This window comes from Blautia sp. HCP3S3_C12 (assembly GCF_052064155.1).
Taxonomy (GTDB): Bacteria; Bacillota; Clostridia; order Lachnospirales; family Lachnospiraceae; genus Blautia_A.
This window is the reverse complement of record NZ_JBQHWC010000018.1, coordinates 43,335-67,254: the sequence shown is the minus strand read 5'-3', so window position 1 is coordinate 67,254 and position 23,920 is coordinate 43,335. Positions and strand designations below refer to the sequence as shown.

Here is a 23,920-nt window from a genome sequence, read left to right as displayed (position 1 = left end):
GCATAATCATTAATTCGACAGCAAAATTTTACATATCTATTTCTTATCAGAAAGATTTACTTTCCATAGACACAAGAATTTTTACACCCTCGTTAAAGTAGGTACCTCCTTCTTTTTAGAGAGTTAGCTCTTTTTCTGATATGGGAATTTGCATCTCCGGAGCATTAAGTAGTGCTGTGAAATTCTGTCTAATGATATTCAGTGTCTTCTGCTTTTTCTGCAATTCTTGTTTTTCCCGGACAGTAGCAGCTTGTTCAGATTCAAGATTTTCTATCCTATTCTGGATTTTATTAGAGCTTGGGATTTTGGTAACACCGAGATCCTGAAGCTCTTTTTTTAGTGAATCGTGCAGTTGGTATTCTGCTTGATGTTTGGTTCGGTATGCTTTTGGATTTTTAGCAGATTTGCAATCTTCAATCACTTTTCGGCAGAGACGGTAAGAATCACAGTGTTTTTGAATGATTTTCTGTGTGCTCAGCTCACTGTTGATTTGCGTTATTCTTTGATCAGCCGCTTTAACAGAAGCATCAACATCAGAAACATGCTGTTGGAAATCTTCATAATTCAGCAGGTTATTTTCGGAAAGATAGTTGAAGGTGCGTGCCGCTTCTTTCAGGTTATTTAGTTTTGCCCATCGTTCAAATCCTTCTCGATTGCCGGTCGTAACATAAGTGGAGATATTGATATACAGGCGAGCTTCTCTGGACAGATGCCTTGGAGCTTTTATTTTGTTACGGTTTTTTGCCAAACGGATGCGGACATTTTCTTCTGAATAATAGCTTCCAAGAGATTTCATATAAGTGAAGTTTTTCTGTTCCGGTGCACGGAAGGACAGGTGTTTTCCCTGTCGGACTTCATATCCGGCTAACTGCATTTTTTGTAAAAATTCCTCATAGTTGATGGAAGTCCAGATTGCTTTATCAACTGCAACACGTAGCTTGGCTTTCCAGCTGGTGCCACGATGATATTCCATGTTCTCCTTATAACTTTTGCCTTTTTCTCCGGTTGGCATACTGGTGGCAAGTCCATTTTCATGGCAGATACGATTACTGATCCGGCAGATTTTATGGTAGCTCCGCTTATTGGAAACATACTTGTGATGATCAACAAAACTTGCTGCATTAAAGATGATGTGGTTATGGATATGATTTTTATCAACATGGGTGCTTATCACATATTCATATTTTCCTTTCAGTACTTCGTTTGCAAATTGTTGCCCTAAGCGATGGGCAGTTTCGGCATCAACTTCTCCAGGTTTAAATGACTGGATCAGATGAAATGCCAGGTTATCACCTTTGTCCATTCCATTCTTTTTTGCCATTTCTCTTGTCATAGAAAATTCAAGATCTGCAGTTTCCGGGGAACAGCCAAAACTGGAAACTAACAGTTTTTCTTCTGTTTTATCTGGATTCGTGATGTAGTCCAGAGCTTTCTTGTCTGTTACTTTAATTGGGAAGATCTTAAGATACGCCATAATTCTTTCACCATCTCTTTTAATTCTTGCTTTTCTTCCGGATACAGATCACCGGTGCTGTTTACTTTTTTGGCAATCTGATTAATATTCACACCGATCTTATGCATTTCCTCATACTGTTTCTTCAGTGGAGTGGTATCGGTGTTGACGATGTAACCGTCGATTGCCATTTTACGAAGATAAGCTCCCATATTTTTTGTCTTTGATTCAATCATCTTTCTACGAATAAGCTTTTTTTCTTCTGGGGAAACACAAAACAAAATCTGTATATTTCTTTTTCTCTTTGCCATAGGCAGATTCTCCTTTCTTTGGTTCTTCGAAGTAGTGACTTCTGTGTTTTTAATTTAGGGCAGGGTTCCCTAAATTGCTGGTTTTCCGGAAGTGTATATACACTTCCTGTCCTTGCTATTTACCGGTGGCACAGCCTCCGGAAGAGAGTCTTAAAAAAGAACCCTCTATAAATAAGGTACTGAGAGAAGAAAAAGAGGACATCGAAGCTCAGAAGTATGACGCAAGCATGATTCTGTGGTATAGTAAAATCTGAATGAAAAAGAAGAAAAGAGGTCAAACCGATGTCACGGAAAAACCATAAGATGATAGATGGGAGATTACTGCAAACGAATAAGAAGTATTCCCAGTTAAAAATGAAGCAGAAAGAAAAGATTGCGGAATGGATGTTTCAGGCAACCAGAGATTATTATATGAAAAAATGTACTTTTCCGAGTGACAAACATCTGGAAGAAGTGGTGGATTCTGTTTATGAAAAAATTGAAGATGCAGAAATCTGGATTCCGTATGGAGAGGTCTTCAAGCATTATAAATCCAAACGATCGGATATCAACAAACGTGTCAGAAAATCTCTGAATGAAAAAGAAGAGAGTCAGATTGAGAAGGTCTGTTTTATGAATATGTGTATGATTCAGGATCATAAAGGGAATGTACTGGCTCTGGATAAAGTAAATGATAGCTATACCGGTACAACTTTTCCAGGCGGTCACGTAGAAGCAAATGAGATTTTTCAGAAATCTATGATTCGGGAAGTCTGGGAAGAAACAGGACTTACGGTTGAAGCACCGAAGCTTGGAGGATTATATCATTGGCATAAGAGCGGAGTGCACTATGTTATTACCTTGTATAAAGCGGATAAGTTTACCGGAGAATTAAAGAGTTCTGAGGAAGGAAGAGTTTATTGGATTCCGCTGGAAGAGTTAAAAACAAAAGAACTTGCTACAGGTATGGAACACGTTTTGCGGATTCTGGAATCAGAGAAGGTGGACGAGTGCTATATGCATCTGGAAGCAGATGGATATGTGGGAGACTTGTATTAAAGAATTACATGAGAAATGGCTGCCTGCTCATTGGAGAAAAGACAGCCATTCTTTATAAGATACATCATTCATCTATTCTGTTTTTTGCGGTTCGTTTTTGGAAGTGAAATTAATATATTTGGCACGTTGTAAAATTGAAATAACTGCATCAATGCTTTCAGGATTGGAGAAGCTCATGATAAAAGGTTCTTCTTTAAATTCCATGGGTTCGAACCCAGGATTCTGATCTGGATTCTTGAGTATATGGATGGGACGTGCACTCTGATTATAAAATGCCAGTTGTGCGGAATCTGTAGTGTTACCGATGACACCAATGCCTACATCCCCTTTTCCAAAGTCTATTCTATGTTTATTTAAGTTGATCATTTTCAAAAATCTCCTTTTTCAAAAATAGCATATTTAGTAATTTTCTATTATTCCCGAAGTAGGGATATCTTTTAAAAAGTCACTGTTGGAAGTAATCGGAGAATCTACAATCTGAACGCCGCTTCGTTTCATCATTCGGAATTTGAAATCAAGAAGTTCCGGTGGAACTTTCAGTTCTGCGGCAGCCTGGAAAAAGGACATATCAGCGTTAAGCATCTCCAGGACATCTTCATCTTCCAGAAGATAATCAGCGGCAAAGCAATTCGCTTCATATTCACATTGTGACACTCCATCGAATAATTCAAAATCATGAAAACACTTGATCTGAAGGGGTTTCTGATGAAGGAGTGCGTGACCGATCTCGTGGATCAGGATAATCTGCTGTATGATTTCCGGTAGGTCGCAGTTAATGACGATGCAGGTCTTTCGACATTCCCGCATACAGAAGCCTTTGCAACAGTTTGGATCAGTTCCAAGCGGAAGCTTTTTAACAATAATATGCATAGCGGCTGCAAGGCGGTACGGATCACTTTCCTGATATTTTGCTTTTACTTTATTAACAGTGTCTCTTATACATTTTGAACTCATAAAAACACCTCGATATTTCATAAGATAGTTTGCTGCAAGTATAGAGTAGCAAAAGTGCTGTACGAAAATACGGACACCTATGAATCACTTTCCATTTCAGTGTTTTTCTTTTTCCGTCCAAATGTCTTTTTGGCTTCCATCTTACAGGAAAGATATGCTTTGGTTACAGCCTGATAGAAAGCATCTTTTGCTTCTTCGTCGAGTTCGCCACCAGCAAAAAGAGCACGGTTGGCTTCGAGAATCTCATTGATGTCCCTGGCTCCTTTTTCACCAAGCTGTCCATTGACTTCATCAATATAATCCATTTTTTCAATTCCGTAAGAAGGATCTGTGATCTCATCATGTTTCAAATAATCGTAAGAGACATTCAATGCATGAGCGAGCTTTCTCATAGTAGAGATTCGTGCGATGGTGCCGGAACTTTCATAAGCTGCGATCGCACGCTGGGATACGCCGACCAGTTCTGCAAGTTCTTTTTGTGTCAGATGATTTTGTTCTCGTTGATATTTAATCTTGTCTGAAAAATTCATAGTGGGATCCTTTCCAAGTTTTTGAAATCGTAACTTCATCAACTTTATAAAAACTATTGACAGAGTTCATTATCACGTATAAAATACAAACAAATGTTCGTGAAGTTAGTAGAAATTATAATCTATAAACTTCACAAAGTCAATATGAAGCAAAGAACTTTTATTATGATTTTTAAGACTGGTAGGTGAATGTTATGAGCAGGACAATTCTTCATTCAGATATGAATTGCTTTTACGCAAGTGTTGAGATGCTGCATCATCCAGAACTTGCCGGGAAGCCGATGGCAGTCGGTGGTGATCCGGAAGCAAGACATGGAATTGTGCTGACTGCAAACTATATTGCGAAGCGAGCCGGAGTAAAAACAGGCATGGCATTGTGGCAGGCAAGACAGGTTTGCCCAGAAATAATCTTTGTACCGCCTCGCATGGATCTTTATTTGAGGTTTTCCAGAATGGCACAGGAGATTTACAGTGAATACACAGATCAGAGAGAACCATTTGGGATTGATGAAAGCTGGCTGGATGTGACCGCCAGTACTTCTATCAAGGGAGACGGAATGAAGATTGCAAAAGAGATCAGCAGTCGGATTAAATATGAACTGGGGGTTACCGTAAGTATTGGTGTTTCCTGGAATAAGATATTTGCAAAGCTCGGTTCTGATTATAAAAAGCCGGATGCCATTACAGAGTTTTCCAAAGACAATTACAAGGATATTGCATGGAAACTTCCAGTAGGTGATTTACTCATGGTCGGAAGAAGCACTGAACGGACGATGAAGAAACTTGGCATTTGTACAATCGGAGATCTGGCAGGAGCAGAACCTTCTATATTAGAAACATATCTTGGAAAGATGGGATTGGTACTTCATACCTTTGCAAATGGATGGGATGAAACTCCAGTTTTGGTAGAAGGATATAAAGTACCGATCAAGTCTATCGGGAACAGTACAACAACGCCAAGAGATCTTGTTAGTGAATTGGACGTGAAGATTATTTTGATGGCTCTTTCAGAAAGTGTAGGAGCCAGGCTTCGTGAAAATGGTTTTCAATGCAGGACAGTAGAAATCTCGATTCGGGATAATGGATTGTATCATTTCACGAGACAGTGCAAGTTGGACAGGGCAAGTAATCTTACAGAAGAAATTGCCAGAACTGCATTTGAGTTATTCCAGAAAAACTATAATTGGGAACATCCAATTCGTAGTCTTGGTGTTCGAGGATGTGATCTGGTATCAGAAGAGATGCCGTATCAGCTTGATTTATTTATGGATGAAACGAAGAGAGAAAAAATCAAAAAGATGGACCAGGTGGTAGATGAGATCCGTGGAAGGTTTGGCTATCAGAGTATTCAGAGAGCATTTATGTATCAGGATAAGATACTGGCACAGCTGAATGCTAAGGAACATACGGTTCATCCACAGGCATATTTTCATGGATAGGAGAGAGCAGGTGTTTTGTAATGACAGCTAAAGTGTATGTAGATGTCCTGGCGGTATTCAGCCGGGAAGGAGAATTGATCCCTACAGCGTTTGTCTGGGAAGATGGACGTAAGTATGCGATTGATAAGGTTTCAAAACCGGAGCGTTGTGCCAGTCGAAAAGCTGGCGGAACCGGATATCGTTATACCTGTCAGGTGGGCGGGAAAATCTGTCATCTGACTTATGAAGAAAATTATAAATGGTTTATGGAACGTAAATAACGGTGCCCTAAAAGGGAGCCCTGAATCAGGGCCCCCTTTGGAGAGATAGATATTCGATGAGAACATCAGCAGTCGGGGATACATCCTTTCCCGTGAGAACCGATTGCTTTCAATAGATCATACAGTTGCCGATCAGCCAGAAATAGAAGCTATCCCACAGCGGATATTTCTGCGGAATCTGCATGAAGAGATGTTAGGACAGTGACAGACTGTGAATGGAACAAACAATACAATGATTGGTCTGGCTGCGGAAGCGGTCGGGAAGGAGGACAATTATGCAGAGAATACAGGATATGTTTATCAATATGGAAGAAGTGGCAGAGGATGCTTATAAGAATACGGAATTATTGCTGAGTCAGTATACTAAAGTAATGTTCCGTATTGAGAAGAACCTTGTGGATATAGATTATGAAATGTATGCAGAGGAAGGGAAGCATCTGAAGGAAATGTTATATGATCTGGTAGATTTCGATGCGACTGCAGAGAAACGCAGAATCCAGGAAAAGCTTCTGAATAATGATATGAATCTCTGTTTGCTGGAAATCATGAGAGATTCCCTGATAGCTTTGAGGGATTATCCAAAAAATGGACAGCTGTATTATCGGCTTTTGAAATATAGATATTTTGAAGCAGGAAATACCAATGAAGATGTGATGCTGATGCTGGATGATATGCCAAGCACTACTTATTATCGAAACCGTAAGAAAGCAATCCGTTTGTATGCAACAATGCTCTGGGCATTTACACGTCCGGAAAAGATACAGAATAAGATGGAGGAAATAAACTGGAAGAAAAGTGGAAGTAAAGTGGCAGTGAACTGACAGTAAACTGGCATGTGAATGGTATTACAATGAAAATACGTGCATGTTAGAATTGATATGCTGAGAGAAATAGACCTTCGCAGACGTAATGTTTGCGGAGGTTTTTCTTTTCTCAAATTTTAAGGCGTCAGGCTGTGCCCGGAAGGGCATGGCCTTTTTTTATACCCAAAAACAGGTTGCAGATTTGAAAAAGCTTCCTTTTTAACAGGTAGATGCCGGAAAGGAAGAGCATATCAAGATGCAGGGAAGAGGCAGGCATTATGCCAGATATCCATGATTTTCGATTTGTCACAAATCAAATCAACAAAAACGACAAATCGGAGAAACAATCATGGAAGAAAGAAAATACACATTTTACGACAGATATCAGAAGGTGAAATACGCTAATATTACAGCAGAAGAGCTGGAAGTTCTTAATATTTTTTATAATAAGGAACATTATATGTTTGATCAGCAGCATCAGAGAAATAATACAGTATTATTTTGTGGATTAGAATCAGAAAACGGTTGTGCGACAGACTTTATCGCAGATAGTGGACGTGACATTGCATCGGATATTACAACTGAGATCTTCTTTAAAGAACTCTTCAGCGATCTGACAGAGAAAGAAAAGAAAATCGTGAGCGATTATTTTATCATGGGAAAACAGGTTAAAGAAACAGCAGAGGAACTGGGCATCAGCACACGTCAGGTGAGTAGAGACAAGAACAGTGCTTTGGCAAAAATGTTGAAGAGGATGAAAGCAGCTGGATATGAATCATATGCTGAGGCGGCAGGTGCATTTCTGCAGGAAAGCGATTATATTCCAACACAGATGGAGACACAGAACTCGATTATGAAGAAAAGGACCGGAGAAGTGAGACTGCCATCAGATCATAAGATGAAAAAATAAATTAGTTAAAAATTAATCATGATAATAATGTGATGATATCACAGAAAACAAATGAATTTCAGATTATAATAAAGCCACAAAAGAAAAAACAAGGAGGACTGTAAAATGTCTGCTATTAATATCAATAAAAATAATTTTCAGAATGAAATAATGGATTCCGAGAAAACCGTTCTTTTAGACTTTTGGGCTCCTTGGTGTGCTCCTTGTCGTATGGTGGCTCCTATCATAGAGGAGATAGCAAGTGAACTCCCTGATATCAAAGTTGGAAAGATCAATGTGGATGAGCAGCCAGAACTGGCAAGTAAATTTGGTATTATGAGTATTCCAACTTTGGTGGTTATGAAGAATGGGAAGATTGTAACAAAAGTTTCAGGGGCAAGACCTAAGAAGGCAATCTTAGAGATGCTTTAAGGAGGTGCGTTAATGGGATTTTTTGATTTTTTAAAACAGGCGAATATTAATCAAGGGATAGAGGAATATAAAAAGACTGCTGGTGCAGTTCTGCTGGATGTTCGTACGCCGCAGGAATATCAGGAAGGGCATATACCAGAAAGTAAAAATGTGCCATTGCAACAACTTAACAATGTTGTTTCGGTAGTGAAGAATACAGAAATACCGCTGTTTGTATACTGTTATTCCGGAGCCCGAAGTCGTCAAGCAACTGGGATGTTGCAACGAATGGGATATTCTAAAGTAAATAATATTGGTGGCATTGCTGCTTATTCAGGAAAGGTGGAAAAATAAGATGAAGGTAATAATCGTAGGCGGTGTAGCCGGAGGAGCTACAGCTGCAGCAAGAATACGAAGATTGGATGAACATGCAGAAATTACTGTGTTTGAAAGATCCGGATACATATCCTATGCGAATTGTGGGCTTCCATATTATATCGGAGACGTGATCACAGACCCGGAAGAACTTACACTACAGACACCAGAGAGTTTTTTTAAACGATTCCGTATTAACATGAAAATTCATCATGAAGTTATCTCCATACATCCGGAACGAAAAACGGTTTCAGTGAAAAATTTAGAGAATGGTGAGATATTTGAAGAAAACTATGATAAGCTGATCCTCTCTCCAGGTGCAAAGCCAACACAGCCGAGACTTCCCGGAGTAGGTATGGATAAACTTTTTACACTTCGTACTGTAGAAGACACTTTTCGGATAAAGGAATATATAAATAAGAATCATCCAAAATCGGCTGTATTGGCAGGTGGCGGTTTTATTGGTCTGGAACTGGCAGAAAATTTTAGGGAGCTTGGCATGGATGTTACAATTGTCCAGCGGCCTAAGCAGCTGATGAACCCATTTGACCCGGATATGGCATCCATGATCCATAATGAAATGAGAAAGCATGGGATAAAACTGGTACTGGGCTATACAGTAGAAGGATTTAAAGAAAAGGACAATGGAGTAGAGGTTCTATTAAAAGATAATCCATCCCTTCAGGCTGATATGGTGGTGCTGGCAATCGGAGTTACACCAGACACAGCATTAGCAAAAGAAGCTGGTCTGGAACTTGGCATCAAGGGAAGTATCGTAGTGAATGACAGAATGGAAACTTCTGTACCGGATATTTATGCAGCAGGTGATGCAGTTCAGGTAAAACATTATGTTACGGGTGATGATGCGCTGATCTCTTTGGCCGGACCAGCCAACAAGCAGGGCAGGATCATCGCTGATAATATTTGTGGTGGTGACAGCCGTTACCTGGGCAGTCAGGGAAGCTCCGTTATCAAAGTATTTGATATGACAGCAGCCACTACAGGTATCAATGAAACCAATGCCAAAAAGTCAGGATTAGATGTAGATACAGTAATTCTTTCTCCTATGAGTCATGCCGGTTACTATCCTGGTGGAAAAGTGATGACCATGAAGGTGGTTTTTGAAAAAGAGACTTATCGTTTGCTTGGTGCTCAGATTATTGGATATGAAGGAGTTGATAAACGTATTGATGTGCTGGCAACAGCAATTCATGCAGGGCTGAAGGCAACCCAGCTGAAAGATCTGGATCTTGCATATGCACCGCCGTATTCCTCTGCCAAGGATCCTGTAAATATGGCAGGATTCATGATAGACAATATAGCAAAAGGTACCTTAAAACAATGGCATCTGGAAGATATGGATAAGATTTCTAAAGATAAAAGTGTTGTATTGCTGGATGTGAGAACTGTAGGTGAGTTTAACAGGGGGCATATGGATGGATTCAGAAATATTCCTGTAGATGAACTAAGGGAACGTATCAATGAAATTGAGAAGGGAAAGCCTGTTTACTTGATATGCCAAAGTGGTCTGCGCAGCTACATTGCCAGCCGTATTCTGGAAGGAAACGGTTATGAAACATACAACTTCTCCGGTGGATTCCGCTTCTATGATGCAGTGGTTAATGACCGTGCGTTGATTGAAAGGGCATATGCATGTGGTATGGATTATTAAAAAATAATCACAATAATTTTATAATTTACTTGTAGCGTAAAAAGATCCCCCATTTATTAGAATGACTTTCACAATTCTGATAAATGGAGGATTCTTTAGATGTCATAGAAAAACAGTTTTATGATCTTTGTAGTGTTTCCAGTCTTTTCGAATCAAGGATGGTGATTTTGCCGCGTGAGAGTTTGACGAGACCATCGCCCTGAAAGTATCGAAGCATTCGAGTGATCACTTCCCTGTGGGAACCAAGATGGTTTGCGATAGTTTCGTGAGTGATTTTCAGTTCATTTGTTCCTTCGATAGAGGTCTCTTCTAAAAGAAATGAAGCAACACGCTTATCCAAACTCTTCCACATGATCTGTTCAATCAGCCACATGACATCAGAAAAACGGCTAGCCATTAATTCATTGGTATAGTTTGCGACGGGAGCCGATTCCTTCATGATGTCCTTATAGATTTCAGCAGGGATGATCCAAAGATCAGTATCTTTTTCTGCTTCAATGGTTACTTCAAATTGAATGGACTGCATGATACATGAGGCGGATAAAAGACACATATCCATATCGAACAGGCGGTAAAGTGTAATTTCTCGTCCTTCATCTGAAAGTATGTAAGTTCGAAGCTGCCCGGATTTAACCAGTAATAATCCAGTACAATCCAGGTTTCCGTTGTGAATGATCGTTCCTTTTTTTACATCCCGTGTAATCAAATTGTCTGAAATTACTTTTTTCTGTGCTGTATTTAAGTCATTCCATAGTGGAAAATAATTTTCGAAGCTCATAACAGTTATCTCCTTTACGAACATAGTATACTTACTTTTTTTAGATGCGTCAATTATATAATTGACATATGCCATAAATAAAAATATACTGACTATAGTACATGACTGTTGTGAATATGAGGGAGGGATAAATAATGCAGGGAGATGTCAGTTTTACATTTTTGGACCGAATTGAAGAAGTAGAACTGAATATTGTAGATAGACGATGGCAGTCTGCACTGGCATTGGCATTGACTTTGCCAGATATTTGCGGAGGTATTGCTTTCCCGGAAATTGTTAAACATTATCGAGATGGCCGGGTTATGCTGGATCGGCAAAAGAATCCGACCCGTGATGTGGGAACCCAGTATATTCGCTGGTTTGATGAATATGCAGGGGACTACTTTAAACTATCTCAATCCGATGAAAAGCCATATATTTGCGGAGAACGCTGTTGGCAGCTTCGATGTGAATATCTTCATCAAAATAAAGGATTTTTGAATGATGAAAATAATATACGCTTTCATCTTGGACTAAACTGTGGAATGTCAGTTTGTCAGTTGGAAAGTATGAACATACAGGAGAACGGAAACGATATTCGTATAGACATAGAACAGTTTTGTCTGAGGATGTGCAAGGCAGCAAAGAGTTATTATGATAAAGTTCATTTGGAAAAAGACTTTAGTCTCTATAATACACCAGTTTTGGATTTTATTCAGGTAACACAAAAAAAGAAAGCTGCTTCTATTATTGCACTGGTCTGTGGCAGTGAACGTTATGCAAAAGGATTAAAAGAAACATTGCAATTTATTTCAGATCAGATCATGCTGTTTTACACACCGGAAAGTGCTAAAACAAGATTAGGCAGACATAAGCCGGATCTTTGGATTGTTACCGAAGATATGACGAGCCAACCGAATCAGCCATGGCGTGCGGACAGGACAACACCTGTAATTTTAATCACAGGCAATCCTGATGCTGTTGAAATTAAAAAGAATTCAGGAAAACTAACTGTTCTTTCTATGCCATTATCAATAGTTGATTTGCGGAAAACCGTCGAAATATATGTGTCGTGAGGAGAAGTTTATGCTGTACATAATACTATTATTTGTATTTGTAGTTGTAGTTGTATATTTGATGATGCTTATGCGGAGACAGAAAGAAAAGATGAGCGAAATTAAAATACAAATAGATCAACTGCAAGCACAACATGATCGATTGCAGAAAGAAAGGGATCAGTTACAAGAACGGATGAATCATCTGGAAGAGCAACGAGAACACTTGCAAATGCAAACAGACCAGGCATTTCGGAGTGCTGATGAAATCGAGAAAATTTACGATGAGATATGGAATCATGCTAATACCATTCACCTTTACTCTTCGTTAGCTGAAGAAGAAAGCAAATCTATAACAATGAAAGAAAAACAAAAAGAAATTATTCGAACAACTGAGGAAATTCTAAACATCATATATAAATATAAAGGTAATGTATAATAAAAATATGTCATTGTAATGATTAGCGTTCAAGGTAAATTCTTATGTAATAATATCACAGAAGGATTTACCTTTTTCAGGTACAATAGAGATACAAAATTTGAAAGGGGAACAAAGCATTGGCAAAAAGAATGGCAAGTGTCGATAAAAAAAGATGTGTTGCCTGCGGAGTATGTGAAAATACTTGTCCGCTGGCAGCTGTCAAAGTTTACCATGGATGTTATGCTGTGGTAGAAGAAACAGTGTGTGTAGGATGTGGAAAATGTGCAAAGTCCTGTCCGGCAGGTTGTATTGAAATGAAAGAGAGGACAGCGATGTGAAGAAAAAGAAACATTGGTATGATTATTTATGGATATGGGCGATCCTTTATTTTGCTCTCGGTTTTTTTAATATTTTGTTTGCTTGGTTTGGGATGATTGATTTCCTGTTGCCGTTAGGAATAGCGATATTCGGTGAAAATAAATTTTTCTGTAATCATTTGTGTGGACGTGGCCAGCTTTTTAGTAAGCTCGGTGGGGATTTAAAATGCTCAAGAAATAAACCAACCCCGCGATGGATGAGTTCAAAATGGTTCCGATACGGCTTTTTGATATTTTTCCTTACAATGTTTGGGAATATGGTATTTCAGACATATTTAGTTGGTGCCGGATCATCATCCTTGCGTGAAGCCATCAAATTATTCTGGACCTTCCGTGTTCCGTGGGGATGGACATACACTGCCGGAACAGTAGCTGATTGGGTGGCACAGTTTAGTTTTGGATTTTATAGTTTGATGCTTACATCTTTGTTGTTAGGGTTGATCGTAATGGTGTTATATAAGCCACGAACCTGGTGTACATTTTGTCCAATGGGAACAATGACGCAGGGTATCTGTAAATTAAAAAATAATGAAAAGAAGTAATACTATAAGGTGATTCATAAAAGGCATATGTCAAAAACATTATTGACATATGCCTTTTATAGGGCTATTATATAAGAAAAGCGAGAAAGGAGCAGTTTATGCCGAGACCAGTAAAATGCAGAAAAGTCTGTCATTTCCCCAATGTTTTAGAATTTCTTCCGGCAGACGATACTGACAAAAAAACACCCATTGTTCTGACGGTAGATGAGTACGAGACAATCCGTCTTTTGGACAAGAAAGGTTATAGTCAGGAGCAGTGTGCAGTATCTATGCAGATTGCAAGAACAACAGTTCAACGGATTTACGAGATTGCTAGGAAGAAAATAGCAGATGCACTCATTGATGGGCATCCGCTTAGAATCGAGGGCGGGGATTTCAGAATTTGTGACGGTCAGAGTAGCGACTGCAGCTTTGGAGGATGTTACAAACAGGAAATTTACAAAAAATATGCAGCAGAAAAAGGAGAAGGTATCATGAGAATAGCAGTAACATATGAAAATGGACAGATTTTCCAGCACTTTGGACACACAGAGACATTTAAGATTTACGATGTAGAGGAAGGAAAAGTAGTACATTCAGAAGTAGTAGATACGAATGGAAGCGGACATGGTGCGTTGGCAGGAGTTCTTAATGCCTTAAATGCCGATGTCTTGATCTGCGGCGGAATCGGAGGAGGTGCCCAGACCGCATTAGCGGCAGCAGGCATTAAGCTTTTTGGCGGAGTTTCCGGATATGCGGATGAAGCAGTAGAAGCTTTTATCAATGAAACACTTGAGTATAATCCGGATGTGAAATGTTCTCATCACGAGCACAACCACGGGGAAGGACATACATGTGGCGAGCATGGATGTGGAAGCCACAGTTGTCATTAAGAAGTGAGACTGCCATCAGATCATAAGATGAAAAAATAAAAGGTATTGATCTATAAAGAGGGAACCTGCATCATCAAATTTGCTTGAGATGTCGGGTTCTCTTTTCGTTTGCATAATGATATACTTTTATTGTGATTAAAAAAGCACGTACAAAACTCATAGGAGAAAGATGTATACTTATGACAACATTTGGTGATAAAATTAGAAAGTTGCGAAAAGAGAAAAAAATGACTCAACAAAAGCTGGGTGCTATGGTCGGCGTTTCTTATAGAACAATTCGAGCTTGGGAAATTGATGGACGATATCCAAAGCAGAGTAGTTTATATCAAAAACTGGCAGATGCATTTCAGTGTCAGGTTTCTTATCTTATGAATGATAATGAAACCGTGTGCTTGGGTAATGATGAGCCAAGTGAATATTCTGGTGCTAAACAGGCAAGGCAGATTCTTGAACAGGCAGCTGCTTTATTTGCCAGTGGAACTATGACCAATGAGGACAAAACTATTTTCATGGATGAGATAACGAGACTTTATCTGGAATAAAAAAAGAACAGAAGAAAATGGTAAGAAAAAATGAACTGTTTTGTTTTCTTGCTTGCTAGAAAAGAAGAATAGAACGTATAATAGTGTTAATGATCCAGAGATATTTACTCTGGAAATAGAATTACTTGTACCGGTGGTGCGAGTATAGATTAGGAGTGAAAGAATGGTAGAAGAAACTATGTTTTCCGGGGAGTCGAAAAATATTGAGTACAAGGTATCCTTACCCGATAAAAGTGAAAAATACATGAAGACGATTGTAGCTTTTGCCAATACACAAGGCGGCAAGCTGATTGTTGGAGTAGATGATAAAACACACCAGATTGTTGGTGTGGAAAATGATGTGTTGTTTCAGCTGATGGACGGAATTGCCAATGCAGTTTCTGATTCCTGTGTGCCACAGATTATTCCTGATATTGAGCCGCAGACAGTAGACGGGAAAACGGTCATTGTTGTATCAGTAGAAGCTGGAAAGAACAGACCGTATTATCTGAAATCAAAGGGAAAAGATAATGGTACTTATATCCGTGTTGCAGGTACATCAAGGCAGGCATTTCCGGAGAAGATAAAAGAGCTGGAAATGGAAGGAGCCAGAATCTCATGGGATGAGCTTACTTGTGTGGGTTATCCTGTTTCAGAGGAAGCAACAGAGAAACTTTGTCAGGATATCGAAAAGTTCCGGAAGAAGGCAGGAATGGCAGAGCATTCTGTAAAGAAAGAGCAGCTGATAAACTGGAAAATCTTGAAGCAGAGCGAGGGACAGCTTCTGGCAACGAATGCCTATGCATTGCTGACATCAGATTATTTTTCATTCGCCAAAACACAATGTGCGGTATTCAAGGGAACAGATCGTGCAGTGTTTCTGGATAAGAGAGAATTTACAGGACCGATCTATACACAAATCGAAGAAGCTGTAGACTTTGTATTGAGAAATATTCGACTCGGAGCAACGATTGATGGATTGGTGCGAAAAGAGAAGTATGAGCTACCACCGGAAGCAATCAGGGAAATGATCATTAACGCCCATTGTCACCGTAACCTATTGGATGAATCCTGTATTCAGGTCGCAGTTTATGATGACAGGTTGGAGGTGACTTCTCCAGGCGGATTATATAACGGATTGACTTATGAGGAAGTCATGAATGGTCATTCTAAGATCCGGAATAAAGGTATTGCCAATATATTCAGTCAGATGGGACTCGTAGAAGCATGGGGAAGCGGAATAAAAAGAATCCTGAATGCTGCAGAAGAGTATGGACTTCCGAGACCGAGATTTCAGGAATTTGATAATATGTTTCGGGTAGAGGTGTTCCGTAATTCATTTCCGATGACAAATGAAAAAGAAAGCATCGGAGAAGCATCGGAGAAGCATCGGAGAAGCATCGGAGAAGCATCGGAGGCAGAGTGGAGAACAGATCTCAACGATACACAGCAAAAGATTATAAAGTTGCTTTCAGAAGATCATCAATTATCAGCGGTTAAGTTAGCTGAAAAAATCGGGGTTGCCAGTCGAAATATTGAGAACAATATTAAGAAGTTAAAAGAGTATGGTATTCTTATAAGACATGGATCTCCAAAGAATGGTTACTGGGAGATTGTTGATAAAGATCTACAGGAGTGAGAAGTAAATTAGTCTAAGATTAGTCCAAGAGAATATATAGATAAATAACAAAAATAGATTGACATTTTGTAGTAATTAGTAGTAAACTGTACTTGTGGAAGGGAAGTGATATGTTTGGCTAGAAAAACACCAAAAGATGGCAAAGAAGAAAACATACGAGTACGGGTGACTCCAGAGCAAAAACAGAGACTTGTTGAGTATGCAGAAAGACACTATCAGAGCATGAGTGGTGTTGTATGTCAGGCATTGGATCTCCTGTACGCAAGAGAAGAACAACAAAATAATAAAGAGTAAAATGGAGTTATTTTGGAGTTTATTTCTTCATAAGCGGTGCGAAAAGCACAGAATCAGAACATATGTTCGAACTATAAGCCTCTAATAACAGCCTTTGCGTGTCATGAAATGCAGTCCGCAAAGGAGTTTGAATAGGATTTTGCGAAAATAGACCCAGTATTTATGCGTATTCCAAGCAAATTCCGTTATTTTTTGGCAACGGATTGGCAACGTTCTTGCAATATCCGTTGAATATAATTATATTTCTATAACATAAAAACCTTACTGATGAACTGTTTCCAAAATTGGAAAGAGTAGTCAGTAAGGTTTTTTTGCATTTCTTTATTGATTTTCTTTTTTCAGTGACTTTATGAGTTCGTCAGAGAGTTCCTGAGACGGAACCTTTGCCCGATTCTCAGAGGTGTCCATTTCCGGATAATTATATCGCCAGTTATCGTATTCTTCCTGGCTGATTTCTCCGGATTCCAGTTTTGCAGCCATTTGCTGCCATGCATGAAAAGGATCAAACAGATGCTGATATTCTCTGTGCTCCCGGTCAAGTCGGAGGCAGAGTTCTCCGTCAATCTCTCCGATCTTGATGCCATACATATCTTCCAGTGCAAAGAGGGTGTGCATGAGTCCGAGATAGGAGTCAATGTTCGGAACATTGATGGCTCTGGGACTGACACCGAAGATCTGTGCCATTTCTTTGACCAGATCAGCTTTAGGGGTTCTGGCTTCTGTTTCGTACTGTGCTACACGGACATCCGAAGTCTTTCCAAGGAATCCAAGAAGTTCGCCAAGCTCCTTCTGCTTCATACCTTTTCTGTTTCTGAAAAATTTAATGCGTTTTCCAAATGCCATAGGAATCTCTCCTTTTTCTGAAATCTTTTATTCGTTTTTGAATATAAGTTCCTACGTTTTGCAATGAATAGGAACTGGTGGTTAACGATATTTGTTTAAATCAGTATAGCATATGGAAAAATAAGATGCAAGAAAAACTTAAACAAAAAAATTTAACTACAGATGTTCAAACCACTTGACTTAACGGAAAAGAGTTAATACAATACGGTCAAAACTTAACTAAATAAAGTTAAGTTAAAGAAAATTTGAAAATGAGGTTGTATAAGGTGCCTTGAAACTTTGGATAAGTAGAGGGGTTTTTCCTTGAAGATGATGTGGAAGGAGGTGAATGGAATGTCTGAATTAAAGAATGGATTTCTGACTGCAGAAGAAGTAATGGATATTTTACAGGTCAAACAGTCAAAGGCATACCAGATTATCCGCCAGCTGAATAAAGAACTCAGCGGAATGGGACTGATTACAGTGCCGGGGCGTGTGGATGCCAATTATTTCAGAAAGAAATTATTTTATGAAGAAAAATAGGAGGTACTTAAGATGGCTGTATATCAGGAGAAAGACAAAGGTACATGGAGAGTGGTGTTCCGGTACACCGATTTTACCGGGGAAAGAAAGCAGACGCAGAAACGTGGCTTCAAGACCAAACGGGAAGCGACTGCATGGGAACATGAAATGATGCTCCGAAAAGGAAATAAGCTGGATATGACGTTTGAGAGCTTTTATGAGATTTATTCCGAGTATAAACGCCAGAGGGTAAAGGAAAGTACATTTGAGACGAAAAGCCATATTGTGCGGACAAAAATCCTTCCTTACTTTGGAAAACAGAAGATCAACGAGATCACAGTGGCGGATGTGATTGCCTGGCAGAATGAGATGATGGCATACCGGGATGAAAAGGGCAAGCCCTATTCCGTGGATTATCTGAAAACGATTCAGGCACAGCTTACAGCAATTTTCAATCATGCGGTGAACTATTATAATCTGCCCAGCAATCCGGCAAGACAGGCAGGAAGTATGGGAAAAGAAGTTCCGAAGGAAATGAAGTTCTGGACAAAGGAACAGTATCTGAAATTTGCCGAGGCAATGATGGACAAGCCCAGATCCTATTATGCCTTTGAGATGCTTTATTGGACCGGAATCAGGGAAGGGGAGCTGCTTGCCCTCACACCGGCAGATTTTGATTTTGAGAAACAGACGGTGCGGATTAATAAAACGTACCACCGGATGAAAAAGCAGGATATTATTACTTCGCCTAAAACAGCGAAAAGCAACCGGATCGTTGTAATGCCGGAGTTTCTCTGTGAAGAGATGCGGGATTACTTTCAGATGTATTATTCCCTGGCACCGGATCAGCGAATCTTCCCATTTTCCAAGTCTTATCTGAAACATGAGATGGAACGGGGATGCAAAGAGACAGTAGTTCCGGTTATCCGGATTCACGATCTTCGCCACAGTCATGTTTCCCTGCTGATCCATATGGGATTTACTGCACTTGCCATTGGAAACCGGGTAGGACATGAAGCAGAAAAAATCACGTATCGGTATGCACATCTGTTCCCTACCGTGCAGACGGAGATGGCGAATAAGCTGGATGTGGAACGGATGGAAAAGGAGGATGAAATCTGATGGAGAGAACGTTGGACGCAAAAGGACGATGGAGAAACTGGACAGTGGGATTTAGGGTATCCGAGGAAGAAGCGAAAATGATTGACCGCATGGTGGCATTATCCGGGCTTACAAAACAGGAGTACATCCTGAGAAAGCTGATGGGTTGGGAAGTGATCGTACAGGGAAATCCAAGAGTTTATAAGGCTCTGAAAAATCAGATGCAACAGATTTACGATGAACTGAAACAGTTGGAAACGTACAGTGAAGAAAATGAGGAACTGCTTCAGACCATCCGGATGGTTGCTATGACATTGAATGGGATGAAGGAGGAACCGCAGCATGTGGAAACTCCAAAACATCCCTGAAAAAGAAAATGCCCCTGCTGGTAACAAGGACATTTCTCACACGCTTAAAAACTTATGCAGGCTCTGGTAAAGCCTCATAGACAAAACTCAATCCTTACGGGAGAAGTCTGCCTATACGCATATAGCTTTATGTGTAGTATAGCAAAGTTCTCCTGTGACGGAAAGAGGGAAAATTACGGAATTTGATAACAAAGGATACAGGAGGACGTACATGAGCATTTTTCAGGAAATGAAAGAACGTGTCACCGCAAGGCAGGTGGCAGAAAGATATGGATTAAAAGTGAGCCGGAACGGGATGGCACGCTGTCCGTTCCATAATGACAAGCACCCCCGTATGAAGATTGACCAGAATTATTATTGCTTCGCCTGTGGAGAAAAAGGCGATGCAGTCAATTATGTGGCGGTGCTGTTTGGATTATCGCAACTGGAAGCAGCGAAGAAGATCAATGATGATTTTTCTCTGAATCTTTCAATCGGGACATCTGGGGCAAATAGAAACCGAAAACTGGAAGTTAAGAAAAAAGAGAAGGTTCTGACGAAAGAAGAACGGATGCAATTCGTACAGAAAAAGATTGAGCAATGGGCGAAGTATGCTTCGGATGTATTGCTCCGGTATTTACGGTGGATGGAATTCTGGAAGGAATTTTACAAGCCGGAATCTGCGGAAGAGGAATGGCATCCATTATTTGCAGAAGCCTTACAGAATGAAAGCAAGGTCAGTTATCTGGCGGACATTCTAATGTTTGGAACTGACGAAGAGGTTCTGGATTTTTCCGGAACGGAAGGGAGGAGGTGAAGAGGTATGAACAGAGAATTGCAGAATATGAGCGAGGAGTCCTTGCAGAACTTAGAGGCGATTGTGGAGACGGAACTTCTGACCGTGGAGGACATCAGGGAGCGGCTGGATGTTACGGAGAAGGGGAAAATCCGACAGTCCATACAGAATTGCAAGTATGCGTTGGAGCATGATCCCTGTCTGAAAGGAGCCATCTGCAGAAATGAAATGACGTGTCAGATTGACATCATGAAGAAAATGCCATGGAAAAGACGTGGCGTCCATATGACCGATACAGACATGAACAATCTGGCTTTATATCTGGAAAAGAACTATGGATTGACCAGTGACCGTGTAATCACAAAGGCAATCGATATTGTGGCAAATGAAAACAGCTTCCATCCGATCCTGGAATATCTGGAGAGCCTGAAATGGGATGGGACTCCAAGAATTCAGCATATGCTGACACATTTTTTCGGGGCAGAGGATATTGGATATACCGGGGAAGTGATGAAGATGCACATGATGGGAGCCATACGCAGGCTGTATGAGCCGGGAGCAAAATACGACATTATGCTCTGCCTGGTCGGCGGGCAGGGAACCGGAAAGTCTACGTTTTTCCGATATCTGGCAATCAAAGATGAGTGGTTTACGGACGATATGAAACGGATCGATGATAAGAAAGTTTATGAGTATCTGCAAGGACACTGGATTGTGGAAATGTCAGAAATGAATGCGGTGGCAAATGCCAAGAGTATTGAAGAGACGAAATCTTTCCTGAGCCGGCAGAAGGATATTTACCGGATTCCCTATGAAAGACGGGCAGAGGACAGGTATCGTCAGTGTGTCTTTTGCGGTACTTCCAACGACCTGAATTTCCTTCCATTTGACCGTACTGGAAACCGGAGATTTGCTCCGGTCAGGGTATTTCCGGAAAAAGCGGAAACCACCATTTATGAAAATGAAGCGGAATCCAGATTATACATTATCCAGGCATGGGCAGAGGCAATGGAAATCTATCGAAGCGGAAATTATCCGCTGACTTTTTCACCGGAGATGGAGGATCACGTTAAGCTGCTTCAGAGAGAATTTATGCCGGAGGATACCCAGACAGGCATGATTCAGGCGTTCCTTGATGCATACGAAGAAGATTATGTGTGTTCGACCATTATCTATCAGCAGGTATTTCATCAGGAAGGAATCGTACCCAAATGGCAATCCAAGGAAATCGGCGAATGAAATCGTTGGCTGGACGAAACATGGCAATCACAGATTTGGTGGAGCAATCGGAACTCAGAGGTCGTGGAAACGGATTCAGCCGAAAAAAGATGAAGAGGGATTTCTAAAGGTGGATGAAAACATGGAAATTCCATTTAATTAATTATTACTTTTAAAATGTTTTGAGCCCTGTTCACAGGTTTCTGTTCACACATATCTGGGCGGAATGTGAACAGGAAAGTGTGAACAGGAGAGAAAAAACTTTGAAAACAAAGCAGAAACGAGAAACAGCCCGGAAACGGGCATAAATGAAAATGGCGGATACGCCAATTAGAAATAACCAGTCATTAGAAGAGATAGAATCATCTGGGTATGACAAAAAGAGCCCTCGGCGATTGAGAGCGAAATACACCCATCGCACAAGCTAAAGCTTATGCTCTGTGTCTTTCGTCCTCCCGGAGGGCCTCGCAGGGGCGCTTTTTGCATGACTTTAGAATGCCATGGCGGTCAATTTTGATGACGATTTTCTTTGGCTGCGTATCCGGCGGAAAGGAGGTATTGTGAACAGACGAAATCATAGCTTTGTGATGGAAAGCAAGCTGCATGATGTAAAAGGCAGAGTGGATTATATTAGCAGCCCCAAGAGGCAGGAGAATCTGTATGCTGTCTTTTCCAATGTGGAAGATCATTACTGGGATCTGCTGGCGGATCAGAATCAGAGGGACTTTGCAAAAAGCGGAACAGAAGGAACGTGTATTGAAGCCAGGGAACTGATTATCATGTTACCGCCGAGCCTGATCGAGTATGACCATGTACTGTTGCTGAAGTATATAACTTCGGCTTTCTTGGAGAAATATGATGTAGGATGCTGTGCGGCATTGCATCACAGTAAGAGCAAAACTAATCTGCATATTCATCTGATCTTTTCCGAGCGGGAGATCCGGCAGGAAGTGGAGCGGAAAATTGCGAGCAGAAATATGTTTTATAATGAATCCGGGAAACATGTGCGGACGAAAAAGGAGATTCTTGACGAGAATGGGAATGTCCGACCCGGATGTAAAATCATCAAAAAAGGGGAAGTCTATGAGACGAATTTCTTCCAGCCAAAGAAAGAAGAATTTAAGACCAATGCTTTTCTGGAGAATATGAAACAGGTAATGACGGATGCGATTAACGGGATTGTAAAAGATGAAAATGAGAAGCTGCAGGTATTTCAAAAAGGCGGTCCTTATCTTGCTACCAAAAAGATAGGGAAGAACAATCCGAAAGAAGCAGAAATCAAAGCGGATAATTATCTCCGGCAGGAATGGAACCGGAACGTGGATCGGGCATTGCTTACAGGTGCTTCCGAAGTAGAAGTGATGGCAGCGAAGCAAGCGCAGATTGACGTGCCGGTGGCAGAATCACTCCGAGAGCATGGACAGGATCCGAAATTATTTACCGGGATTCTTCAGAAAGCAATCGGATACTTAAGGGGATTTGTAGAATTTCTGCGGGAGACGAAATACTGCGATAGAGATACAGAAGGAAATCCGCTGATTGATCATGATGTGAGGATTGACATTACACCAGAACCACTTCCGGCAAAATCAAAAGGGAAAAGACCTTCTTCCGAAAAGCAGGAACAGAAGATCTATGCCATTGAGAAAGCAATCGTGAAACTGGAAAAAGATCTGAAGCAAGTGAAAAAGAAATGGTTCCACCGAAAAGAACAGAAAGAACTGGAAGGAAAGATTGAATCTAAGAAAGTACAACTGGAAAAGGCAAAGGCTACACTGGATTTAATCCCGGCTCAGCATGGATATCAAAATGCACTGGAAGTTACAAAGGCAATGAAGGTTGCGAAAGCGGAATTAAAGAAAGTTCAACAGGTTCAGAAAGTATGGGATGCACCGGAACCAGAACCGGAGAAAATGTATCTGAGGATTCCAGCGAATATTCCGAATGTGGAGAAACGGGAAATGCAGAAAAGCACCGGGCAGAAACGGAGTATTCATGAACGGTTGGAGGAGAAGAAGCGACAGGTGCAAAATGCAGATTATGTTAGGCAACGAAAAATTCATAATCGAGATTGCTTATAATAGGATAAAAGTCTTGACAAATAATGTTTATCTGCATATTATATAGATAACCGATATATAGATTATCTACATAAGGAGGGTGAAGTTTATGCCTATTGAAAAATCATTAGTTTCCGGAAGCATGACAATGCTTATTTTAAAACTGTTGTCTGAGAAGGATATGTATGGTTATGAGATGATTGACACATTACGCCAAAAATCTCAGAATGTGTTTGAATTAAAGGCCGGAACACTATATCCATTGTTACACAGCCTTGAAGAAAAGGGCTTATTGGTGGTATATGAACAGGAATTTGGCGGAAAAACCAGAAAGTATTATAGTCTGACAAAACAGGGAGGAAAACTTCTGGAGAAGAAAACGGAAGAATGGAGAGAGTATTCGGCAGCAGTATCGAATGTTCTTGCATTGGAGGTGTGATT

Annotated in this window: 29 protein-coding genes and 1 pseudogene; 23 read left to right on the top strand and 7 right to left on the bottom strand. The window is 40.3% G+C overall.

Annotated elements, in window-relative coordinates; translation table 11 throughout:
- Nucleotides 1-115 precede the first annotated feature (115 nt).
- Nucleotides 116-1,474 (bottom strand): relaxase/mobilization nuclease domain-containing protein, encoded by a 1,359-nt coding sequence (locus ACTNDS_RS13240; protein ID WP_026650134.1) that lies wholly within the window; start codon nucleotides 1,472-1,474, stop codon nucleotides 116-118.
- Nucleotides 1,441-1,764: a MobC family plasmid mobilization relaxosome protein gene (locus tag ACTNDS_RS13235; protein WP_026650133.1), complete on the bottom strand. Its 324-nt coding sequence runs from the start codon at nucleotides 1,762-1,764 to the stop codon at nucleotides 1,441-1,443. Before ACTNDS_RS13235 ends, ACTNDS_RS13240 begins: the two co-directional genes overlap by 34 nt.
- Nucleotides 1,765-2,046: 282 nt before the next feature.
- On the opposite strand from ACTNDS_RS13235, the gene ACTNDS_RS13230 reads away from it, so the two are divergent.
- Nucleotides 2,047-2,802: an 8-oxo-dGTP diphosphatase gene (locus tag ACTNDS_RS13230; RefSeq protein WP_049946956.1), complete on the top strand. Its 756-nt coding sequence runs from the start codon at nucleotides 2,047-2,049 to the stop codon at nucleotides 2,800-2,802.
- A gap of 72 nt (nucleotides 2,803-2,874) precedes the next feature.
- On the opposite strand, the gene ACTNDS_RS13225 is transcribed toward ACTNDS_RS13230, so the two are convergent.
- The 3 genes from ACTNDS_RS13225 to ACTNDS_RS13215 all read right to left on the bottom strand — a co-directional run bounded on the left by ACTNDS_RS13225 (nucleotide 2,875) and on the right by ACTNDS_RS13215 (nucleotide 4,286).
- Nucleotides 2,875-3,168, bottom strand: coding sequence for a hypothetical protein (locus tag ACTNDS_RS13225; protein WP_026650130.1), 294 nt, complete (start codon nucleotides 3,166-3,168; stop codon nucleotides 2,875-2,877).
- A 33-nt stretch (nucleotides 3,169-3,201) separates the two neighbouring features.
- The gene (locus ACTNDS_RS13220; RefSeq protein ID WP_026650129.1) at nucleotides 3,202-3,756 is read right to left on the bottom strand and encodes an ImmA/IrrE family metallo-endopeptidase; all 555 of its coding nucleotides are present in this window, start codon (nucleotides 3,754-3,756) and stop codon (nucleotides 3,202-3,204) included.
- Nucleotides 3,757-3,833: 77 nt separating this feature from the next.
- The gene (locus tag ACTNDS_RS13215; RefSeq protein WP_026650128.1) at nucleotides 3,834-4,286 is read right to left on the bottom strand and encodes a helix-turn-helix domain-containing protein; all 453 of its coding nucleotides are present in this window, start codon (nucleotides 4,284-4,286) and stop codon (nucleotides 3,834-3,836) included.
- Between the two features lie 194 nt (nucleotides 4,287-4,480).
- Between ACTNDS_RS13215 and dinB the strand changes: the two genes are divergently transcribed.
- The 7 genes from dinB to ACTNDS_RS13180 all read left to right on the top strand — a co-directional run bounded on the left by dinB (nucleotide 4,481) and on the right by ACTNDS_RS13180 (nucleotide 10,135).
- A complete protein-coding gene (gene dinB, locus ACTNDS_RS13210) occupies nucleotides 4,481-5,725 on the top strand; it encodes a DNA polymerase IV (RefSeq protein WP_044924451.1) in 1,245 nt (414 codons plus the stop codon).
- 20 nt (nucleotides 5,726-5,745) lie between these two features.
- Nucleotides 5,746-5,985, top strand: a complete 240-nt coding sequence (locus ACTNDS_RS13205) for a hypothetical protein (RefSeq protein ID WP_026650126.1) — start codon at nucleotides 5,746-5,748, stop codon at nucleotides 5,983-5,985.
- Between the two features lie 275 nt (nucleotides 5,986-6,260).
- On the top strand, nucleotides 6,261-6,806 hold the full coding sequence (locus ACTNDS_RS13200; RefSeq protein ID WP_026650125.1) for a hypothetical protein: 546 nt from the start codon (nucleotides 6,261-6,263) through the stop codon (nucleotides 6,804-6,806).
- A 331-nt stretch (nucleotides 6,807-7,137) separates the two neighbouring features.
- A complete protein-coding gene (locus tag ACTNDS_RS13195; RefSeq protein WP_026650124.1) occupies nucleotides 7,138-7,698 on the top strand; it encodes a sigma factor-like helix-turn-helix DNA-binding protein in 561 nt (186 codons plus the stop codon).
- A gap of 105 nt (nucleotides 7,699-7,803) precedes the next feature.
- Nucleotides 7,804-8,109 (top strand): thioredoxin, encoded by a 306-nt coding sequence (gene trxA, locus ACTNDS_RS13190; protein ID WP_109317839.1) that lies wholly within the window; start codon nucleotides 7,804-7,806, stop codon nucleotides 8,107-8,109.
- A gap of 12 nt (nucleotides 8,110-8,121) precedes the next feature.
- Nucleotides 8,122-8,442 (top strand): rhodanese-like domain-containing protein, encoded by a 321-nt coding sequence (locus ACTNDS_RS13185; RefSeq protein ID WP_028086465.1) that lies wholly within the window; start codon nucleotides 8,122-8,124, stop codon nucleotides 8,440-8,442.
- A 1-nt stretch (nucleotide 8,443) separates the two neighbouring features.
- Entirely contained in the window at nucleotides 8,444-10,135 is a 1,692-nt protein-coding gene (locus tag ACTNDS_RS13180) for an FAD-dependent oxidoreductase (RefSeq protein WP_109317838.1), read from the top strand.
- A gap of 118 nt (nucleotides 10,136-10,253) precedes the next feature.
- Here the strand turns inward: ACTNDS_RS13180 and ACTNDS_RS13175 are convergent, their stop codons facing one another.
- Nucleotides 10,254-10,937 carry a Crp/Fnr family transcriptional regulator gene (locus tag ACTNDS_RS13175; protein ID WP_044924472.1) on the bottom strand — a complete coding sequence of 228 codons (684 nt, stop codon included), beginning with the start codon at nucleotides 10,935-10,937 and terminating at the stop codon, nucleotides 10,254-10,256.
- Between the two features lie 110 nt (nucleotides 10,938-11,047).
- Between ACTNDS_RS13175 and ACTNDS_RS13170 the strand changes: the two genes are divergently transcribed.
- The 8 genes from ACTNDS_RS13170 (at nucleotide 11,048) to ACTNDS_RS13135 (ending at nucleotide 16,613) form a co-directional block, all read left to right on the top strand.
- Nucleotides 11,048-11,968: a hypothetical protein gene (locus ACTNDS_RS13170; protein WP_028086467.1), complete on the top strand. Its 921-nt coding sequence runs from the start codon at nucleotides 11,048-11,050 to the stop codon at nucleotides 11,966-11,968.
- Nucleotides 11,969-12,059: 91 nt separating this feature from the next.
- Complete coding sequence (locus ACTNDS_RS13165) at nucleotides 12,060-12,386, top strand: hypothetical protein (RefSeq protein ID WP_222891074.1); 327 nt, start codon at nucleotides 12,060-12,062, stop codon at nucleotides 12,384-12,386.
- Nucleotides 12,387-12,505: 119 nt separating this feature from the next.
- Nucleotides 12,506-12,706 (top strand): 4Fe-4S binding protein, encoded by a 201-nt coding sequence (locus ACTNDS_RS13160; protein WP_222891075.1) that lies wholly within the window; start codon nucleotides 12,506-12,508, stop codon nucleotides 12,704-12,706.
- Nucleotides 12,703-13,287 carry a 4Fe-4S binding protein gene (locus ACTNDS_RS13155; protein ID WP_055195153.1) on the top strand — a complete coding sequence of 195 codons (585 nt, stop codon included), beginning with the start codon at nucleotides 12,703-12,705 and terminating at the stop codon, nucleotides 13,285-13,287. The genes ACTNDS_RS13160 and ACTNDS_RS13155 overlap by 4 nt, the downstream gene beginning before the upstream one ends.
- 98 nt (nucleotides 13,288-13,385) lie before the next feature.
- The gene (locus ACTNDS_RS13150) at nucleotides 13,386-14,159 is read left to right on the top strand and encodes a NifB/NifX family molybdenum-iron cluster-binding protein (RefSeq protein ID WP_055257530.1); all 774 of its coding nucleotides are present in this window, start codon (nucleotides 13,386-13,388) and stop codon (nucleotides 14,157-14,159) included.
- Nucleotides 14,160-14,338: 179 nt separating this feature from the next.
- The gene (locus tag ACTNDS_RS13145) at nucleotides 14,339-14,701 is read left to right on the top strand and encodes a helix-turn-helix domain-containing protein (RefSeq protein WP_055257532.1); all 363 of its coding nucleotides are present in this window, start codon (nucleotides 14,339-14,341) and stop codon (nucleotides 14,699-14,701) included.
- A 163-nt stretch (nucleotides 14,702-14,864) separates the two neighbouring features.
- Nucleotides 14,865-16,319: an AlbA family DNA-binding domain-containing protein gene (locus ACTNDS_RS13140; RefSeq protein WP_055257534.1), complete on the top strand. Its 1,455-nt coding sequence runs from the start codon at nucleotides 14,865-14,867 to the stop codon at nucleotides 16,317-16,319.
- Nucleotides 16,320-16,433: 114 nt separating this feature from the next.
- Nucleotides 16,434-16,613, top strand: coding sequence for a hypothetical protein (locus tag ACTNDS_RS13135; RefSeq protein ID WP_028086473.1), 180 nt, complete (start codon nucleotides 16,434-16,436; stop codon nucleotides 16,611-16,613).
- 321 nt (nucleotides 16,614-16,934) lie between these two features.
- On the opposite strand, the gene ACTNDS_RS13130 is transcribed toward ACTNDS_RS13135, so the two are convergent.
- Nucleotides 16,935-17,456: a helix-turn-helix domain-containing protein gene (locus ACTNDS_RS13130; protein ID WP_441036267.1), complete on the bottom strand. Its 522-nt coding sequence runs from the start codon at nucleotides 17,454-17,456 to the stop codon at nucleotides 16,935-16,937.
- A 333-nt stretch (nucleotides 17,457-17,789) separates the two neighbouring features.
- Between ACTNDS_RS13130 and ACTNDS_RS13125 the strand changes: the two genes are divergently transcribed.
- The 7 genes and pseudogenes from ACTNDS_RS13125 (at nucleotide 17,790) to ACTNDS_RS13095 (ending at nucleotide 23,918) form a co-directional block, all read left to right on the top strand.
- Entirely contained in the window at nucleotides 17,790-17,978 is a 189-nt protein-coding gene (locus ACTNDS_RS13125) for a hypothetical protein (RefSeq protein WP_441036265.1), read from the top strand.
- Nucleotides 17,979-17,990: 12 nt separating this feature from the next.
- Entirely contained in the window at nucleotides 17,991-19,079 is a 1,089-nt protein-coding gene (locus ACTNDS_RS13120) for a tyrosine-type recombinase/integrase (RefSeq protein WP_441036263.1), read from the top strand.
- On the top strand, nucleotides 19,079-19,426 hold the full coding sequence (locus tag ACTNDS_RS13115; protein WP_441036261.1) for a plasmid mobilization protein: 348 nt from the start codon (nucleotides 19,079-19,081) through the stop codon (nucleotides 19,424-19,426). Before ACTNDS_RS13120 ends, ACTNDS_RS13115 begins: the two co-directional genes overlap by 1 nt.
- 211 nt (nucleotides 19,427-19,637) lie before the next feature.
- Complete coding sequence (locus tag ACTNDS_RS13110; RefSeq protein WP_441036259.1) at nucleotides 19,638-20,222, top strand: CHC2 zinc finger domain-containing protein; 585 nt, start codon at nucleotides 19,638-19,640, stop codon at nucleotides 20,220-20,222.
- A gap of 27 nt (nucleotides 20,223-20,249) precedes the next feature.
- Nucleotides 20,250-21,582: pseudogene (locus ACTNDS_RS13105) on the top strand (VapE domain-containing protein).
- 397 nt (nucleotides 21,583-21,979) lie between these two features.
- Nucleotides 21,980-23,500 carry a MobA/MobL family protein gene (locus ACTNDS_RS13100; protein ID WP_441036257.1) on the top strand — a complete coding sequence of 507 codons (1,521 nt, stop codon included), beginning with the start codon at nucleotides 21,980-21,982 and terminating at the stop codon, nucleotides 23,498-23,500.
- An 88-nt stretch (nucleotides 23,501-23,588) separates the two neighbouring features.
- Entirely contained in the window at nucleotides 23,589-23,918 is a 330-nt protein-coding gene (locus ACTNDS_RS13095; RefSeq protein ID WP_441036256.1) for a PadR family transcriptional regulator, read from the top strand.
- Nucleotides 23,919-23,920 lie beyond the last annotated feature (2 nt).

Bases quoted from the DNA above. Each gene is read 5' to 3' on its own strand.
- ACTNDS_RS13180 (WP_109317838.1), top strand. From the start codon at position 8,444: ATGAAGGTAATAATCGTAGGCGGTGTAGCCGGAGGAGCTACAGCTGCA.
- ACTNDS_RS13195 (WP_026650124.1), top strand. From the start codon at position 7,138: ATGGAAGAAAGAAAATACACATTTTACGACAGATATCAGAAGGTGAAA.
- ACTNDS_RS13125 (WP_441036265.1), top strand. From the start codon at position 17,790: ATGTCTGAATTAAAGAATGGATTTCTGACTGCAGAAGAAGTAATGGAT.
- ACTNDS_RS13175 (WP_044924472.1), bottom strand. From the start codon at position 10,937: ATGTTCGTAAAGGAGATAACTGTTATGAGCTTCGAAAATTATTTTCCA.
- ACTNDS_RS13185 (WP_028086465.1), top strand. From the start codon at position 8,122: ATGGGATTTTTTGATTTTTTAAAACAGGCGAATATTAATCAAGGGATA.
- ACTNDS_RS13170 (WP_028086467.1), top strand. From the start codon at position 11,048: ATGCAGGGAGATGTCAGTTTTACATTTTTGGACCGAATTGAAGAAGTA.
- ACTNDS_RS13235 (WP_026650133.1), bottom strand. From the start codon at position 1,764: ATGGCAAAGAGAAAAAGAAATATACAGATTTTGTTTTGTGTTTCCCCA.
- ACTNDS_RS13145 (WP_055257532.1), top strand. From the start codon at position 14,339: ATGACAACATTTGGTGATAAAATTAGAAAGTTGCGAAAAGAGAAAAAA.
- ACTNDS_RS13140 (WP_055257534.1), top strand. From the start codon at position 14,865: ATGGTAGAAGAAACTATGTTTTCCGGGGAGTCGAAAAATATTGAGTAC.
- ACTNDS_RS13120 (WP_441036263.1), top strand. From the start codon at position 17,991: ATGGCTGTATATCAGGAGAAAGACAAAGGTACATGGAGAGTGGTGTTC.
- ACTNDS_RS13095 (WP_441036256.1), top strand. From the start codon at position 23,589: ATGCCTATTGAAAAATCATTAGTTTCCGGAAGCATGACAATGCTTATT.
- ACTNDS_RS13220 (WP_026650129.1), bottom strand. From the start codon at position 3,756: ATGAGTTCAAAATGTATAAGAGACACTGTTAATAAAGTAAAAGCAAAA.
- ACTNDS_RS13110 (WP_441036259.1), top strand. From the start codon at position 19,638: ATGAGCATTTTTCAGGAAATGAAAGAACGTGTCACCGCAAGGCAGGTG.
- ACTNDS_RS13205 (WP_026650126.1), top strand. From the start codon at position 5,746: ATGACAGCTAAAGTGTATGTAGATGTCCTGGCGGTATTCAGCCGGGAA.
- ACTNDS_RS13130 (WP_441036267.1), bottom strand. From the start codon at position 17,456: ATGGCATTTGGAAAACGCATTAAATTTTTCAGAAACAGAAAAGGTATG.
- ACTNDS_RS13165 (WP_222891074.1), top strand. From the start codon at position 12,060: ATGAGCGAAATTAAAATACAAATAGATCAACTGCAAGCACAACATGAT.
- trxA (WP_109317839.1), top strand. From the start codon at position 7,804: ATGTCTGCTATTAATATCAATAAAAATAATTTTCAGAATGAAATAATG.
- ACTNDS_RS13200 (WP_026650125.1), top strand. From the start codon at position 6,261: ATGCAGAGAATACAGGATATGTTTATCAATATGGAAGAAGTGGCAGAG.
- dinB (WP_044924451.1), top strand. From the start codon at position 4,481: ATGAGCAGGACAATTCTTCATTCAGATATGAATTGCTTTTACGCAAGT.
- ACTNDS_RS13215 (WP_026650128.1), bottom strand. From the start codon at position 4,286: ATGAATTTTTCAGACAAGATTAAATATCAACGAGAACAAAATCATCTG.
- ACTNDS_RS13225 (WP_026650130.1), bottom strand. From the start codon at position 3,168: ATGATCAACTTAAATAAACATAGAATAGACTTTGGAAAAGGGGATGTA.
- ACTNDS_RS13115 (WP_441036261.1), top strand. From the start codon at position 19,079: ATGGAGAGAACGTTGGACGCAAAAGGACGATGGAGAAACTGGACAGTG.
- ACTNDS_RS13240 (WP_026650134.1), bottom strand. From the start codon at position 1,474: ATGGCGTATCTTAAGATCTTCCCAATTAAAGTAACAGACAAGAAAGCT.
- ACTNDS_RS13150 (WP_055257530.1), top strand. From the start codon at position 13,386: ATGCCGAGACCAGTAAAATGCAGAAAAGTCTGTCATTTCCCCAATGTT.
- ACTNDS_RS13230 (WP_049946956.1), top strand. From the start codon at position 2,047: ATGTCACGGAAAAACCATAAGATGATAGATGGGAGATTACTGCAAACG.